11 protein-coding genes and 1 pseudogene are annotated in these 14,497 nt (G+C 70.8%); 5 read left to right on the forward strand and 7 right to left on the reverse strand.

Annotation, left to right across the window (positions count from 1 at the left end):
* Positions 1 to 64: 64 nt before the first annotated feature.
* On the reverse strand, positions 65 to 1,255 hold the full coding sequence (locus QFZ58_RS03670) for an MFS transporter (RefSeq protein ID WP_307123440.1): 1,191 nt from the start codon (positions 1,253 to 1,255) through the stop codon (positions 65 to 67).
* A 396-nt stretch (positions 1,256 to 1,651) separates the two neighbouring features.
* Between QFZ58_RS03670 and QFZ58_RS03675 the strand changes: the two genes are divergently transcribed.
* The gene (locus tag QFZ58_RS03675) at positions 1,652 to 2,305 is read left to right on the forward strand and encodes a GDSL-type esterase/lipase family protein (protein WP_307123441.1); all 654 of its coding nucleotides are present in this window, start codon (positions 1,652 to 1,654) and stop codon (positions 2,303 to 2,305) included.
* 118 nt (positions 2,306 to 2,423) lie between these two features.
* Here QFZ58_RS03675 and QFZ58_RS03680 read toward each other — a convergent pair whose 3' ends face one another.
* Together QFZ58_RS03680 and QFZ58_RS03685 are read right to left on the reverse strand one after the other, a co-directional pair.
* Positions 2,424 to 2,978 (reverse strand): helix-turn-helix domain-containing protein, encoded by a 555-nt coding sequence (locus tag QFZ58_RS03680; RefSeq protein WP_307123442.1) that lies wholly within the window; start codon positions 2,976 to 2,978, stop codon positions 2,424 to 2,426.
* A 9-nt stretch (positions 2,979 to 2,987) separates the two neighbouring features.
* Positions 2,988 to 5,216 (reverse strand): DNA-binding transcriptional regulator, encoded by a 2,229-nt coding sequence (locus QFZ58_RS03685; RefSeq protein WP_307123443.1) that lies wholly within the window; start codon positions 5,214 to 5,216, stop codon positions 2,988 to 2,990.
* Between the two features lie 228 nt (positions 5,217 to 5,444).
* Here QFZ58_RS03685 and QFZ58_RS03690 point away from each other — a divergent pair, with 228 nt between their 5' ends.
* From QFZ58_RS03690 to QFZ58_RS03700, 3 genes and pseudogenes are all read left to right on the forward strand, one after another.
* Positions 5,445 to 5,579 (forward strand): hypothetical protein, encoded by a 135-nt coding sequence (locus QFZ58_RS03690; protein ID WP_307123444.1) that lies wholly within the window; start codon positions 5,445 to 5,447, stop codon positions 5,577 to 5,579.
* A 404-nt stretch (positions 5,580 to 5,983) separates the two neighbouring features.
* Positions 5,984 to 8,375: pseudogene (locus tag QFZ58_RS03695) on the forward strand (ATP-binding cassette domain-containing protein).
* Between the two features lie 282 nt (positions 8,376 to 8,657).
* Positions 8,658 to 9,782 (forward strand): YncE family protein, encoded by a 1,125-nt coding sequence (locus QFZ58_RS03700; protein ID WP_307123445.1) that lies wholly within the window; start codon positions 8,658 to 8,660, stop codon positions 9,780 to 9,782.
* Between the two features lie 180 nt (positions 9,783 to 9,962).
* On the opposite strand, the gene QFZ58_RS03705 is transcribed toward QFZ58_RS03700, so the two are convergent.
* The 3 genes from QFZ58_RS03705 to hemC form a co-directional block, all read right to left on the reverse strand.
* Positions 9,963 to 10,166: a cold-shock protein gene (locus tag QFZ58_RS03705; RefSeq protein WP_069170173.1), complete on the reverse strand. Its 204-nt coding sequence runs from the start codon at positions 10,164 to 10,166 to the stop codon at positions 9,963 to 9,965.
* 215 nt (positions 10,167 to 10,381) lie between these two features.
* Positions 10,382 to 10,768, reverse strand: a complete 387-nt coding sequence (locus QFZ58_RS03710; protein WP_307123446.1) for a VOC family protein — start codon at positions 10,766 to 10,768, stop codon at positions 10,382 to 10,384.
* Between the two features lie 426 nt (positions 10,769 to 11,194).
* Positions 11,195 to 12,130 (reverse strand): hydroxymethylbilane synthase, encoded by a 936-nt coding sequence (gene hemC / locus QFZ58_RS03715; RefSeq protein WP_307123447.1) that lies wholly within the window; start codon positions 12,128 to 12,130, stop codon positions 11,195 to 11,197.
* A 592-nt stretch (positions 12,131 to 12,722) separates the two neighbouring features.
* Here hemC and QFZ58_RS03720 point away from each other — a divergent pair.
* Entirely contained in the window at positions 12,723 to 13,538 is an 816-nt protein-coding gene (locus QFZ58_RS03720) for an SAM-dependent methyltransferase (protein WP_307123448.1), read from the forward strand.
* A 30-nt stretch (positions 13,539 to 13,568) separates the two neighbouring features.
* Here QFZ58_RS03720 and QFZ58_RS03725 read toward each other — a convergent pair whose 3' ends face one another.
* Positions 13,569 to 14,477: a helix-turn-helix transcriptional regulator gene (locus tag QFZ58_RS03725; protein WP_307123449.1), complete on the reverse strand. Its 909-nt coding sequence runs from the start codon at positions 14,475 to 14,477 to the stop codon at positions 13,569 to 13,571.
* Positions 14,478 to 14,497: the final 20 nt, after the last annotated feature.

Consider the following 14,497-nt stretch of genomic DNA (forward strand, 5'->3'; position numbering starts at 1 on the left):
CCGCGCCGCCCGGCACCTACGGCCGTGCGGTGACGCCGTCTTCAGGTCCGGCGGGAGTGGGCCTTCACGTCCTCGCCGGGAGTGGGTGCCGCAGCAGGTAGACGGCGGCGGAGGAGACCAGCACGGCCATGCAGGCGATGAACACCAGCCCCGCTCCTTCCAGACCGACGGGGCCCACGAGGATCCCCACACCGATCACCGGTACGGAGATGCCCGTGTAGGCCACCACGAACAGCGTCGAGATCACCGCCGCGCGCCGGTCACCGGGAGACGCCTCGGCCACCGCGGACAACGAACCGCGGAACGCCAGCCCCTGCCCGGCGCCCCCGACGAGCGCGCTCAGCACCACCAGGGGCAGCAGTTCCCACCACAGGGCACCGGCGAGCAGGGCCAGCCCGGCCAGGAGCAGGGCGCAGCCCAGCGGCAGTGATCGCCGTACACCGAGGGGGCCGACGGCGGACTGTCCGGCGATCGAGGCGAAGAAGGCCAGCGCGACGACCAGTCCGCTCACCGCGTGGTCCGTCACGTCCAGTGCCTCGGCCAGGAACGCCGGGCTGATCGACGTGAAGACCCCGAACAGGGCGAAACCGACGAACGAGGCGATCGCGGCGGGCCTGAACACCGCTCGTACCTCGGCGGGCAGGGCCGGCCGCTGCGGCCGTACGGTGCTCAGCGGCCGCCGGTCGCCCACGGTCTCGCGGATGCCGAGGAGGAGGGCGGCCGAGCCTGCCAGCAGGGCGAGGTGCACGGCGAACGGCAGGTACAGGGGCCAGGCGGCGTACTGGGCGAGGATTCCGGCGAGCAACGGACCGCAGCCCAGCCCGCCCATGTTGGCGGCCGTCGCCACGAGCGATGCCCTGGACCCGCCGTCGTCCGGCGCCAGCTCCATGACGTACGCGGTGGCGGCCCCGGTGAACAGGCCGGCGGACAGGCCGGACAACAGCCGTCCGGCATACAGCCAGGGCAGCCCGTCGGCGCTCAGAAAACAGACGGCGCTCGCCGCGGCGCAGGCCAGGCCCCACAGCAGGACCGGCCGTCTGCCCACGGCGTCGGAGGCGTTGCCGACCGCCAGCAGCACTCCGATGACGCCGAAGGCGTAGACGGCGTACACGACGGTCACCATCAGCTCGGAGAAGCCGAACTTCTCCTGGTACAGGCCGTAGAGAGGCGTCGGGAGCGTGGTGCCGGCCATGCAGACGGCGAACACCGCCCCGCTGAGACAACACTGGCGCCAGCCCGGGCGATCACTGTCCATGCCGTCGACGGTAGTTGCCTGCGCCGCCCGGACCGGTGCGGCGTGCCGACGGCGTGCTGCGGGAAGGAGGAGGGCTGCCCGTACCGGTCCGGGACATGCTCACTGGCCGGCGGCGCCGGAGAGATGTGACCGTTCGTGTCCACGGGGCGGCGGGACAGGCGTGCACACACACTCCGGCCGATTCCGCCCCCGGGGCCTGGATCCTTGTGGGTCCATCGAGTGACGAGCGGGTGCGACTAGGTGCTCCGCGGACCCGCGGGTCTCTCCTTGCGGACGACGCCGCAGCCCGGTTCGTGACGTGGCCGACAGGGCGCAGAAGCGGGATTCCACCCAGGTCTGTGTCCGCTGCCTGAATCCGAACGCGCCGCTGCCGGGGCAACCGGTAGCGTCAGCCGCATGATCGGGGACATACGCGTCTGCTTCATCGGGGATTCCTTCGTCCAGGGAGTCGGTGACCCGGAACACCGGGGGTGGGTCGGCCGGGTGCTGGAGGCCACCGGTGGGGATGTCACCGCCTTCAACCTGGGCATCCGGCGCAACACCTCGGAGGACGTACTGCGTCGCTGCCGACTTGAGATGCTGCCGCGAACACTGCCCGGCGGTGACAATCGGCTTGTCGTCTCCGTAGGCAGCAACGACACCATGCACGAGGACGGCACGGTGCGCGTCGATCCGGCCCGCTCCGTGGGGAACGTGGCCTCGATCCTGGACGACTGCCGACGCGATGCCATCTCCCCGCTGGTCGTCGGCCCACCACCGGTCGTCGACGCGGGTGAGGAGCATCTGCGGCGCACCGCCGAACTCGCCGACGCGATGGCGGCACTGTGCCGGGCACGGCACGTGCCGTTCATCGCTACGACCCTGGAGCTGGCGGGCGATCCCATCTGGACCCGGGAAGCCATGGCCGGCGACGGCGCGCACCCGGGCAGCGCCGGCTACCGGAGGCTGGCCGAGCTCGTTCTCGCCGGACAGTGGCATGACTGGATCACACGCGCCCACTCCCCCGTCCGGCCCTCGGGTTCGTCGCCGGGCACTCCCACCCAGCGTTGATCAGGCATGGGCATCCGCGAACACCCCACCGGCCGGGGGGAGCGATGACCGGTCGCTGAAGCGCCCGGTCACACCGGGTGCACGGCGGAACCTCGCGGGCACGCCCCGCCGACACGACCTAGAAGTCGAGTTCCACGTAGTCGATGTCGGTGAACTCGACCTGGAGGCCCTGGGCCCGGCGGCCGCGGTCCTTGAAGTACTGCTCCTGGAGGCCCTCGGCGATCACGGCCTGGAGCTGCTGCTCGGTGGCGCCTGCGGCCTGCGCGTCGAAGAGGCGCGCCGCGTACTCCGCCGGCAGGTGCTGGGTGACACGCCGGATGCGCCCGTCGTCGGTGGTACCCGGCGCGGCGGTGAAGCCGAAGCGGGCCCGGGTCTCGACGACGATGCCGGTGGACGACGCGGCCGTCCTCTTCGCCCGTTCCCTCACCCTCGGCTGCCACCGCCGACGGACCTCGCCCGCGAGCCGGGCAGCGAGGTCAGGGCGCGGTTGCCTGATCTGGTTCCGCACGTAACGCTCGACGGTGCGCTGGGAGATGCCCAGCACCTGGGCCACGGCCCTGGTGCCCTTCAGCTGCTTCACCAGGTAGCGCATCTGCGCACCCGCCGACTTGGGGACGGGCCGGGTGGCGGTCTTCGCCGCTGCTTCGTCGAGGCTGTCGCCGAGGATGCCCATGCGGTGTACCTACTCCCCGGTGTCCTGGTCGTCGCCCTTGATGTGGCGGGCTGGGTTGAGGCCTTCGTCGAGCATCTGCACGGCCCACAGGAGCTCCTGCGTGCCCTCGTGCTTCACCATGCCGGGTGACACCCCGAGCCGGAAGGTGCCCGGAGCGGGCTTCCCCTCGGCGGTGCGCGGCAGGAGGTCCAGGGGGCTGGGGCCGTCGGACAGGTAGACGGCGCAGTCCGAGAGCAGGGCGATGGGCACGAGCGCGCCGTCCTCGAGGGTCAGGTGGCCGGTCGGAGGCGGGCCCTCCTGGGTGGCGAGGGCCGTCTTGAGGAGCTTGCGGTGCATGTTGACCCGGGCGGCCGAGATGACGGCGGCACGGATGTCGGGCCGCCATGTGGGACGTTCCAGGGCGGGCCAGCGTTCCCCGAACCTGTACCGCACGCCCTGGGGCCGTTCACGCAGTTTGCCGATGCCCCCCTTGATCGTCGACTTGATCGCCGAGAGCACCGCGGCCGCACCCGGATCGGTCTGCTTGTGCTGCTGCATGGCAGCGAGGAACTCGTCTTCCGGCATGCCGGACGTGACGCCGAGGTCGGCCATCGTGGCCTTGTACGCCTCGCTGAGACGGGTGTACCAGGGGTCCAGGTAAGGGCCGGCCTCGGTACGCACCCAGGCTTCCGACGGCCGGATCCGCACCGGCAGCCGGTAGGTGTCGATGAGCTCCTGGGCGTAGGCGACGGTCGGAGTCGCGTACCAGGCGGGTCCGTCGGGACGGGTGCCGTGGGGTGTGAACGGGGAAGGGAGGCGGGGATCGAGTTCGATGGCGGACAGGTCGACCAGCCAGGAACCGGGTGTCTTCTTGTCGAAGACGGGAGCCTTGACGTGCACCGGCCCGCCGAGGCCCACAACCAGTCGGTTCGCAGCGGCGAGGAAGGCCGTGTTCACGTCGATGCCCACGGCGTACGGGCGGGAGCATTCGGCGTCGGTGAGGAGCTGGGGGTCCCGTGTCCACTCGTACGCCTCCTCGTCCAGCACCTCGGCCGGAGTGCGGGTGTGGGTGCGCGCGTGGAGGGCGGCGGCGATCGGGTGCTCCGCCGGGGCCTCGGGCGGCGCCGGGTCGACGGGGGCGCTCAGCGAGCCGGGCGTCGGCCCGGACACCCACGAGCCACTCGCATCGTCCTTGACCGGTCGCGTCGGCGGGCGTAGCGCGGTCATCAGTTCCAGACCGGAGACGGCTGTCGATCCGCGCGGGGTGATCACCCGGGACGCATAGGCCGCGAGTACCGCTGCCACCTCCTGCGGGGAAAGCAGGCCGGCACTCCCCCACGAGCGTGTGTCCAGCGCACCCCAGGGAAGTACGGCGAACTGGACGCACTGGCGCCGGCCGTCGGAGGCCGGGCGGTAGACCCGCGCCCACGGCCCGAATCCACGTTTCGTCAACTTCCATTTCGCCCGGTGCAGTTGCTTGACGACCTTGTGGTCGTCGGGCAGGCGCAGGTTCTTGCGGTCCTCCAGGACTGCGGGAAGGCCGAGGCGTTCCGCGGCCGCCGCCGTGAGGACGATCAGCGGGTCGCTGTCCTTGCCCCAGCGGTGCAGCCGGGGCGCTCCGAGTCCCGCTTCGGCCAGCACCCATTCGACCACGGCGGGGAGGGTGGTTGCCGGGCACTCGAGGACCAGGCCCCCGGAGCAGTACACCGACCCGTCACCGTCCAGGACCCCGAGCGGGCCGGACTCGAAGGGCGGGGCGGCCGCAGGGCGGTCCGCAGGCAGGCCGACCGGCCCCTTTCCGGTGGACGGTGGCCGCGAGCGCGGGGCAGCGGGTGCCTGGGCAGGGTCAGGGTCGCAGGGAGGAGAAGGAGCAGGGGCTGGAGCTGGAGCAGGGGCAAGGGCTGAAGTTGGGGCTGGAGCAGGAGCAGATGGAGCGGCAAGGGTGGGCCGGAGGCTCAGGGCCGGTGCGTCCGTGACGCCGCCGGCCGTCTCCGCGTCAGGTGCCGCGTCGGCCGGGTACCTCTGCGCCCAGCCCTCGAGGAGACGCCGATATGCCTGCAGGCGCGGGGGACGCGGCTCGCTCCTCCCGTTCTCCCAGTTCTTCACCGTCTGCGTCGTCGACCTCAGGGCCTGCGCCAGACGCGCCTGGGTGACACCGGCGGCCTCACGCAACCGGGCGCGCTCCTCCGGCAGCGGCAGCGCGGACTCACCCTCGAGCAACGCGTCCACCGCATCGAACAGTTCACCCTCAGTCGGCATGATGACCTCCGCCCCCAACCGTAGCGCATTTATTCTCGGCTTTAACCCTACCTTTAACCCGCGTCGCGAGGTCGCGGTGGACGTCCTGACGTGCCTCGACCGAGGGGCGACCAGGGGAGCACGGTGCGAGGGCTTCGGCCCCTGACGGGTGCGCGCGGGCGGCGGACTGCCCCATGACCGTATCGGACGGCAGGACCGACCTACGCCTCTACCCGCAGTCCGCCCGCGATGCCTCCTGGGGAACTCGAACGGCGCGGGCCCATGTTCCTCGCCGACCACGAGCCTGCCGTCTGCAGCCGCTACCGCCACTGGTGGGCCGAACTCCCCGGGGTGGAGTCACGGGTGCTGCCCGGACAGGTGTGATCGGCGGAAACCGGTGGTGGGACGGTCAGGAATCAAGAAGCGCCGTCACTGCCCGGCGGCTAGCGTTGTCGCCATGAGCCACCCCCCGCGCCCGCGCGTGCTCCCGCTCCACGGACCTGAAGCTCAAGGGCCGAACCAGTGTTTCGGCCCTGGGACTTGACCGGAGGCGTAGCCGAAACGGCACCGGCCCACCCCGGCAGGCACGGGCCGGACCGGCAGGCACAGGCCCGGACGGGGACCGCACCGCCCGTCCTGTGCCCACGGACAGCGAACAGGTGGACGGCGGATCGCTGCGACGACAGCGCCGACGAGGGACGACCGGACACACTGCTCGGCGTCGACAGTACCGAACCGGGCGGCGGCGCCGGAGACCGCGACGGCAGCCCGCGTGAACAGGAGAGATGATGAGCATGGCCCCGAAGTCCGACCCGCAGTCGCCTGCGCTCCACGAGGCCGACAGTCATGATCTGATCCGCGTGCACGGCGCGCGTGTGAACAACCTCAAGGACGTCAGCGTCGAGATCCCCAAGCGCCGGCTGACCGTGTTCACCGGCGTCTCCGGTTCGGGAAAGAGCTCCCTGGTCTTCAGCACGATCGCCGCGGAGTCGCAGCGGCTGATCAACGAGACGTACAGCGCCTTCGTCCAGGGTTTCATGCCCACGCTGGCGCGACCCGAGGTCGATGTGCTGGACGGGCTGACGACCGCGATCATCGTCGACCAGCAGCGGCTGGGTGCCGACCCCCGCTCCACGGTCGGCACCGCCACCGACGCCAACGCGATGCTGCGCATCCTCTTCAGCCGGCTGGGCAAGCCGCACATCGGCCCGCCCGGTGCGTTCGCGTTCAACGTCCCCTCCGTCCGGGCGAGCGGCGCGATCACCGTCGAACGCGGCAACAAGAAGACGGTCAAGGCGACCTTCACCCGGACCGGCGGCATGTGCACGCGCTGCGAGGGCCGGGGCACGGTCTCCGACATCGACCTCACCCAGCTCTACGACGACTCCAAGTCGATCGCCGAGGGCGCGTTCACGATTCCCGGCTGGAAGTCGGACAGCTTCTGGACCGTGCGGCTCTACGCCGAGTCGGGCTTCCTCGACCCGGACAAGCCGATCAGCAAGTTCACCGAGAAGGAGATGCAGGACTTCCTCCACCGCGAGCCGACCAAGGTGAAGGTCGAGGGCGTGAACCTCACCTACGAGGGCCTGATCCCCAAGATCCAGAAGTCGATGCTCTCCAAGGACAGGGAGGCCATGCAGCCGCACATCCGCGAGTTCGTGGACCGGGCGGTCACCTTCACCACCTGCCCCGAGTGCGACGGCACCCGGCTCAGCGAGGCGGCCCGCACGTCAAAGATCGAGCGGATCAGCATCGCCGACGCCTGTGCGATGCAGATCAGCGATCTGGCCACGTGGGTCCGCGGCCTGGACGAGCCGTCGGTCGCACCACTGCTCACCGCGCTGGGGCAGACCCTCGACTCGTTCGTGGAGATCGGCCTCGGCTACCTCTCGCTCGACCGGCCGTCGGGCACGCTCTCGGGCGGCGAGGCACAGCGCGTCAAGATGGTCCGCCACCTCGGCTCCTCCCTCACCGACATCACCTATGTGTTCGACGAGCCCACCATCGGCCTGCACCCCCATGACATCCAGCGCATGAACGACCTGTTGCTGCGACTGCGGGACAAGGGCAACACGGTGCTCGTCGTGGAGCACAAGCCGGAGACGATCGCGATCGCCGACCACGTCGTCGATCTCGGCCCCGGGGCCGGCACGGCGGGCGGCACGGTCTGTTTCGAAGGCACCGTCGAGGGCCTGCGGGCAGGGGGCACCATCACCGGCCGCCACTTCGACGACCGGGCCACGCTCAAGGAGACGGTACGCAAGCCCACCGGCGCGCTGGAGATCCGGGGCGCGAAGGCGCACAACCTGCGGGACGTCGACGTCGACGTCCCACTCGGGGTTCTCGTCGTGGTCACCGGTGTCGCCGGCTCCGGGAAGAGCTCGCTCGTGCACGGGTCGATCCCCGCCGGCGAGGGTGTCGTCTCGGTCGACCAGGGCGCGATCAAGGGATCGCGAAGGAGCAACCCGGCGACGTACACCGGACTGCTGGACCCGATCCGCAAGGCGTTCGCCAAGGCCAACGGTGTGAAGCCGGCCCTGTTCAGTGCCAACTCCGAGGGCGCCTGCCCCAACTGCAACGGCGCCGGCGTCGTCTACACCGACCTGGCGATGATGGCCGGCGTCTCCTCCCCCTGCGAGGAGTGCGAGGGGAAGCGCTTCCAGCCCGCAGTGCTGGAGTACCACTTCGGCGGCCGTGACATCAGCGAGGTTCTCGCGATGTCGGTGGCCGAGGCCGAGGAGTTCTTCGGGGCCGGAGACGCGCACACGCCCGCCGCGCACCGGATCCTCGTCCGGCTCGCCGACGTCGGGCTGGGCTATCTCAGCCTCGGCCAGCCGCTCACCACGCTCTCCGGCGGCGAGCGGCAGCGGCTCAAGCTGGCCACGCACATGGCCGAGAAAGGGGGCGTCTACGTCCTCGACGAGCCGACCGCGGGCCTCCATCTCGCCGACGTCCAGCAGTTGCTCGGACTGCTCGACCGGCTCGTCGACTCCGGCAAGTCCGTCATCGTCGTCGAGCACCACCAGGCAGTCATTGGCGCACGCCGACTGGATCATCGATCTCGGCCCCGGCGCCGGCCACGACGGCGGCCGGATCGTCTTCGAGGGCGCACCCGCCGACCTCGTAGCCGCCCGGTCCACCCTCACGGGCGAGCACCTCGCGCAGTACGTCGGCAGGTGACCGCGGCTCACCTGGACACGGTCCGAGGGCCTCTGTGATGCGCCACAGGCCCTGTTGCCTTGGACAGATAATTTAGCTTAGGCTTACCTAAGCTTTACGTGAGGCGTGGACTCACGGTAGGAGCCGCTCCGCTGAGAGGGTGTCACCGGGTGTGCTCCCCCCGCTGTCTCCACAACCTCGGGCCAGCCGTACCGACAGCGGCGGGTGGACGCGGTCGCACCGCGTCCACCCGCCGCGTGCCACGCGCCGGGGACGGCGCATCTTCCAGGGAGACCAGCACACATGTCCTCGCACGATCGCCGTGTCCGTCGTCTCCGCCGTGCGGCCACGAACGCCGTGGCGCTCGCGGCCGGAAGCACGCTCGCACTGGCCGGTACCGCGACCGCCGACACCGGCGGCCGGGCCGGTACGGGCGCCGGTCCCGGCTCCCCCGTCACATCGGCGCCGCTCGTACAGGGCCTGTACCAGTCCGCCTACTCCGAGCGGAACGACGTGCTGTGGGCCACTGCCGCCGTCGGCCAGCCCCCGGCCCCGCTGACCGGCTCGCAGTTGCTCAGGATCGACCCCGGCACCCTGGAGGTCGAGGCGGCGTACACCCCTCCCGTCACAGGGACCGTCGAGGCCGTGTACGGCATCGACGTGGACGACGAGCACGGCACCGTCTGGGTGACCAACACCCGCAGCGACAGCGTCGCCGTCTACAGCCAGAAGACGGGCAAGCACCTCGCCACCCGGCGAGACGTCGACCACGCCCGCGAGATCGTCGTGGACGAGAAGCATGACACCGTGTGGGCCAGCGCCTTCGGCGACGGCACGCTCGTCGCGTACGACAGCCGTACGTTCGAGGAGACCGGGCGCGTCACCGTCGAGGGCGCCGGGCCGACGGGTCTCGCGCTGAACGAGCGGACGGGGACGGTGTACGCCTCCGACTACACCCACAGCAGGATCATGGAGGTCACGCGGGGTTCCCGGACCCCGCGGCTGATCCCCACCGGCGAAGGGCCGCTCTCGATCGCGCTGTCCGCCGACGGCCGTACCGCCTACACCGCGGACCAGACCGCGGGCACCTTGTCGGTCGTCGACCTCCGGGGCGGGCGTGTCGTCACGTCCGTGTCCACCGGCGCGGGCGCGAAGTCCGTGGCCGCCGATCCGTGTTCCGGCCGTGTCCTCGTCGTCAACCGCCTGGCGGGGACCGTGTCGGTCGTCGACCCCCGGGCCGGGACCGTCGTGGCGACCGTGACGACCGAGGCCTACCCCAACCACGTCGAGGTGGGTGACGGCGGCACCGCCTACGTCGTCGACAAGTCCGGCTCAGGTCCGGCGGGCGAGGACACGATCACCCGGATACGTCCGGGTGCCGGCGACTCCGCCCGTCACGGCAAGGCCGGTCCACGCAGGGGCTGCTGAGTGGAGCCGCAGGTGAGCTTTCCCCGGGTGCGGCCGGCCCGTCGGGCACCGGCCGTTCGGGGTGGCGCGGCCGCCCCTCGACGCGCGCCGTGGGCACAGGCGCGACCGGCTCGGTAGTGGGCGACCGAGCCACGGACGCTCGCCCCCGCTGACGGGAGCGAGCGTCCGCGTGTGAGCTGATCAGGCGGTGGTGATGTTCTCCGCCTGGGGGCCCTTCTGGCCCTGGGTGACGTCGAAGTTCACCTTCTGGCCCTCCTGGAGCTCACGGAAGCCCTGGGCGGCGATGTTCGAGTAGTGGGCGAAGACGTCCGGGCCGCCGCCGTCCTGCTCGATGAAACCGAAGCCCTTTTCCGAGTTGAACCACTTGACGGTACCGCTGGCCATTTTGTCCTCCAAGGGGACTCATAGGTCGGTTCCCGCACCTTGCGGGAACCGGAGGTGATCGCCCTGGTCCTCAGAGACTCTGAACAGCAAAAAAGCCCGTGCAAGCGTACTCACGGGCGACCGGTACTTCGGAACCATGACAGCTACCGCAAACGCTACACGGACAGTCGCGCCATGACCACGGAAACGCCGAAGTCGATGTACGACAACATCCGTCAGGGGCGATAGCGCAGCGGATGATCGGCGGGAACCTCGGTCATCACGATGCGATGTCCGTCCGGATCGGCGATCCACATCTCGATGAGACCCCATGGTTCGCGTACCGGCGGGCGGAGGACGCGCGCTCCGCGCTGCGACAGCTCCTCGTGGGCCGCCGAACAGTCGGCGACCTGCATCCACAGCTGCAGAGTCGCCGTCGGCGCGCCCTCGGAGCGCCCGGACACCTCGAGGAAGCCGCCGCCGAGGAAGAACACCGTCCCTCGTTCCGGGCCGGTGCCGAACTCGCGGTAGACCGCCAGGCCCAGCGTGTCCGCGTAGAAGTCACGGGAGGCCTGCGGGTCGCGCGGCCTCAGCAACACCCGGCTGCTCAGTACATGCACCATGACCACGACTGTACGCGGAAGGCGGCGGCTTGCCCGCTGTCGACGTGCTCGGGTGGCCCCCGTACGCACACGGTCACGCTGTACCGGGTGAGCGCAGGCGAAGGGGACGAGAAGAGCCCGGACAGGCTGACGCCCTCTCCGACGGCATCCTCGCCCTTGCGACGACGCTGCTGGTGCCCGACATCCGGGCGCCCCCGGCCCGGACGTGGAGCAGCTCGGCGGAGCCGTGGACGACCGGCCGGCCGAACTCGGCGCCTACGTAGTGGTTTTCACCATCCTGGCCGGTTTCCGGCGGGACCACCGGCGGACCCCGGGTCTGCTGCGGAGCGTGGACGACCTGTGCGGAACGTCTCGCGCTCGCGGGCCTCGGACCCTTCGCGCCGGCCCCTTCCCGACCGCGGTGCTGCCCGGGTACGGCGGGTACGGTCAGTGCGCGATGCCGTCGATCAGCTCGCGTGCGCCCTGCCGCAGCAGGGCGACGGCGACGGAGGTGCCGAGCGTGGCGGGGTCCAGGGGGCCGGCCCACTCGTGTGCGTCGAGGACCGTCTTGCCGTCGGGGCTGAAGACGCGGGCCCGCAGGGAGAGGTCGCCACCGCGGTGGGTGGTGGCGTAGCCGGCGATCGGCGAGTTGCAGTGGCCCTGAAGGACGTGCAGAAGCATGCGCTCCGCGGTCGTCTCGCTCCGGGTGGGGGCATGGTCGAGGGGGCTGACGGCGTCGATGGTCGCCGTGTCGTCCTCGCGGCACTGCAGGCCCAGGACGCCGGCGCCGATCGGCGGGCACATCGCCTCGGTCGTGAGGATGTCGCTGATCACGTCGGCCCGGGCGATGCGCCGGAGGCCGGACACGGCCAGGAGCAGGGCGTCGGCCTCACCAGCGGCCAGTTTGGCCAGCCGCCGGTTGGCGTTGCCCCGGAAGGGCACGCAGCGCAGGTGCGGGTGCGAGGCGGCGAGCTGGGCCACCCTGCGCACGGAGGAGGTGCCGATGCGTGAACCGGCGGGGAGCCGGTCGAGCGTGAGTCCGCCGGGGTGGACGAGGGCATCGCGGATGTCGTCGCGCTCGAGGAAGGCGGCGAACGTCGTGCCGGCAGGCAGCGGCCGGTCGGCGGGCACGTCCTTGACGCAGTGCACGGCGAGGTCCGCGTCCCCGGCGAGCAGGGCCGCGTCGACCTCCTTGGTGAAGGCACCCTTGCCCTCGACCTGTGCGAGGTCCCCCATCCACCGGTCGCCGGTCGTCTTGACGGGGACGACCTCGGTGACGGTGCCGGGGTGGATGGCTGCCAGTTCGGCACGGACCCGTTCCACCTGGGCCAATGCCATCGGCGAGTCACGGGAGACGATGCGGATCAGCGCGGGGGCGGACATGCTCCCCACGATAGTGCGCCGGACGCGGGCGTCGACCGCCGCCGGCGAGACGCACGGCCAGGATCCTTCGCCGCGATCGGGCTGGGTCAGGGAGCGGGCCCGGAGCCGTGCGTCGCAGGGCGGACGAAGGCGCGGCCGGGGTCTTCTCAGCACGGGCGGAGCCGAGAGCCCGGGGAGGGAGCCCGCCTGGCGACGGCCGGCGACGCCTTGAGGTGTGGCTCCGGGGCACGCGAGCCCGGCACGGTCCGCTCGAGAGGGCCTATGTGGGCGGACCGCGTCGAGGTCACGGCGATTTCCGGCCGCATTGAAATGGTGACCGATATCCCGGCCCCGCCGCCGTCCGGCCGGGGCTGCCCTCCCGGAAGAGCCGCCCACCAGGGAAAGGCACCGGCACGGCACACCGCCCCGGTCGCCCTGGCCCACGCCGGCCCGCGCGAACTCCGCTCTGCCCCCACCCGGCCCCCGCCCGCGCCTGGCCGATTAACTGCTATGCGCCCGGCCTTACGCCCCGGAAGGCTGTCAGCCCTCCGGGGAGATCCCTAGCATGACTCCTCACGGATACGGACTTCACTCTGGACTGGCGAGGGGCTGGATGAGCAACGGGGACACCTCCATTCCGAAGAACATCGACGTGAACGTGCCGAGCGTCGCGCGGATGTACGACTACTACCTGGGCGGCAAGGACAACTACCCCGCCGACCGGGTCGCTTGCGAACAGTTGCTGGAGGTCGTCCCGAGTACCAAGGTGCTGGCGGTGAACAACCGGCGGTTCCTTCGGCGTGTCGTGCACCACCTCGCGTCCGAGTACGGAATCCGCCAGTTCATCGACCACGGATCCGGCCTGCCGACCCAGGACAACGTCCACCAGGTCGCCCAACTGGTGGACCCGGCGGCACGGGTCGTGTACGTCGACAACGACCCCATCGTCCTGGCCCACGGCAAGGCGATACTCGAGGAGAACGACAGGACCGCGGTCATCCAGGCCGACATGCGCGAGACCGACGCGATTTTCGGACACCCCGAGGTGAGCCGGCTCATCGACTTCGACGAGCCGGTGGCTGCGCTGTTCGTGTCCGTGCTGCACTGCATTCCCGACTCGGACGATCCCGCCGGTCTGGTGCGCCGAGTCGCGGACCGGCTGGCGCCGGGCAGTTTCCTGGTCGTGTGTCAGCTCGTGAGCGAGGACGCGGCCACCCGCGACTTCGTCACGGATTTCATGGCGAAGAGCACGGGAAACCAGTGGGGCAGGGTGCGTCGGCAGGAGGACGTGGGCGTGTTCCTCGAAGGGCTGGACCTGCTGGAGCCCGGCCTCGTGGAGGTGTCGACCTGGCGGCCGGATTCGGACCTGGCACCGAAACAGGAGACGCAGGAGTGGATCGAGTACGGCGGCGTCGGCCGCAAGTGGTGACGGGGCCCGAGCACTCGGCTCGTGTCCCGCTCAGCTGTAGCGTACGAGTGCCTTCTCCAGCAGCCGTCTGCTCTCGGCCGGGCTCGGCGACTGGGCGCTGAGGGAGTCGAGGATCCACCGGTACTCGTCGGTGCTCTCCTGCTTGTTCACCGACGTGGCGTTCGTCAGGTGCTCGATGTAGGCGACATCCGGGAGCCCGGCCATGGCGAACCGCAGGTACGTGATGGCGTTGCCCGGGGACGTGTGGGCAGTCACCTCGAAGGGGGCCACCTGCACGATGACGTGAGGCAGCTCGGTCATGGCCAGCAGGTGGGCGAGCTGCTCACGCATCACACCGGCGCCGCCCGTCGGCCGCATCAGCACCGCCTCGTCCAGGAGTACCCAGAGCTTCGGCGCATCGCGCCGGTGCAGCAACTCCTGACGCCTGAGGCGTAGTTCCACACGCCGCCGCGTGATCTCCACCGGTTCGAGATGGTGTCCGGAGCGCACCACCGCATAGGCGTACTCGGCCGTCTGGAGCAGCCCGGGAATGTAGTGCCCCTCGTAGGTCCGGATGGACGCGGCAGCCTCTTCCAGACCCACGAGGGGTTCGAACCAGTCCGGGAGCACGTCGGCGTAGTTGCGCCACCAGCCACGCTGCCCGGCCTTGCGCACCAGGTCGACGAACTCCGCCGTTCTCACCGGGTCGGTGACACCGTAGAGCGCGAGCAGATCGGCGGCGTCACGCTCCTTGCACGGGGAGTGCCCCGTCTCCATGCGGCTGATTTTCGCGGTGGAGCAGCGGATCCGGGCAGCCGCGACGTCCGGGGTGATGCCCGCCTCGCCGCGCATCCGCCGCAGCTGCGCGCCCAGAACCAGGCGCAGGGCTGTGGGACTTGCCCCCGCGGCCGGGGCGAGCGTCGGCTTCCGTGAGGGCTGAAGCGGTTCGATGCCGGGCATGCGGGCTCCTGGGGGCGGAC

This window comes from Streptomyces sp. B1I3 (assembly GCF_030816615.1).
Taxonomy (GTDB): domain Bacteria; phylum Actinomycetota; class Actinomycetes; order Streptomycetales; family Streptomycetaceae; genus Streptomyces.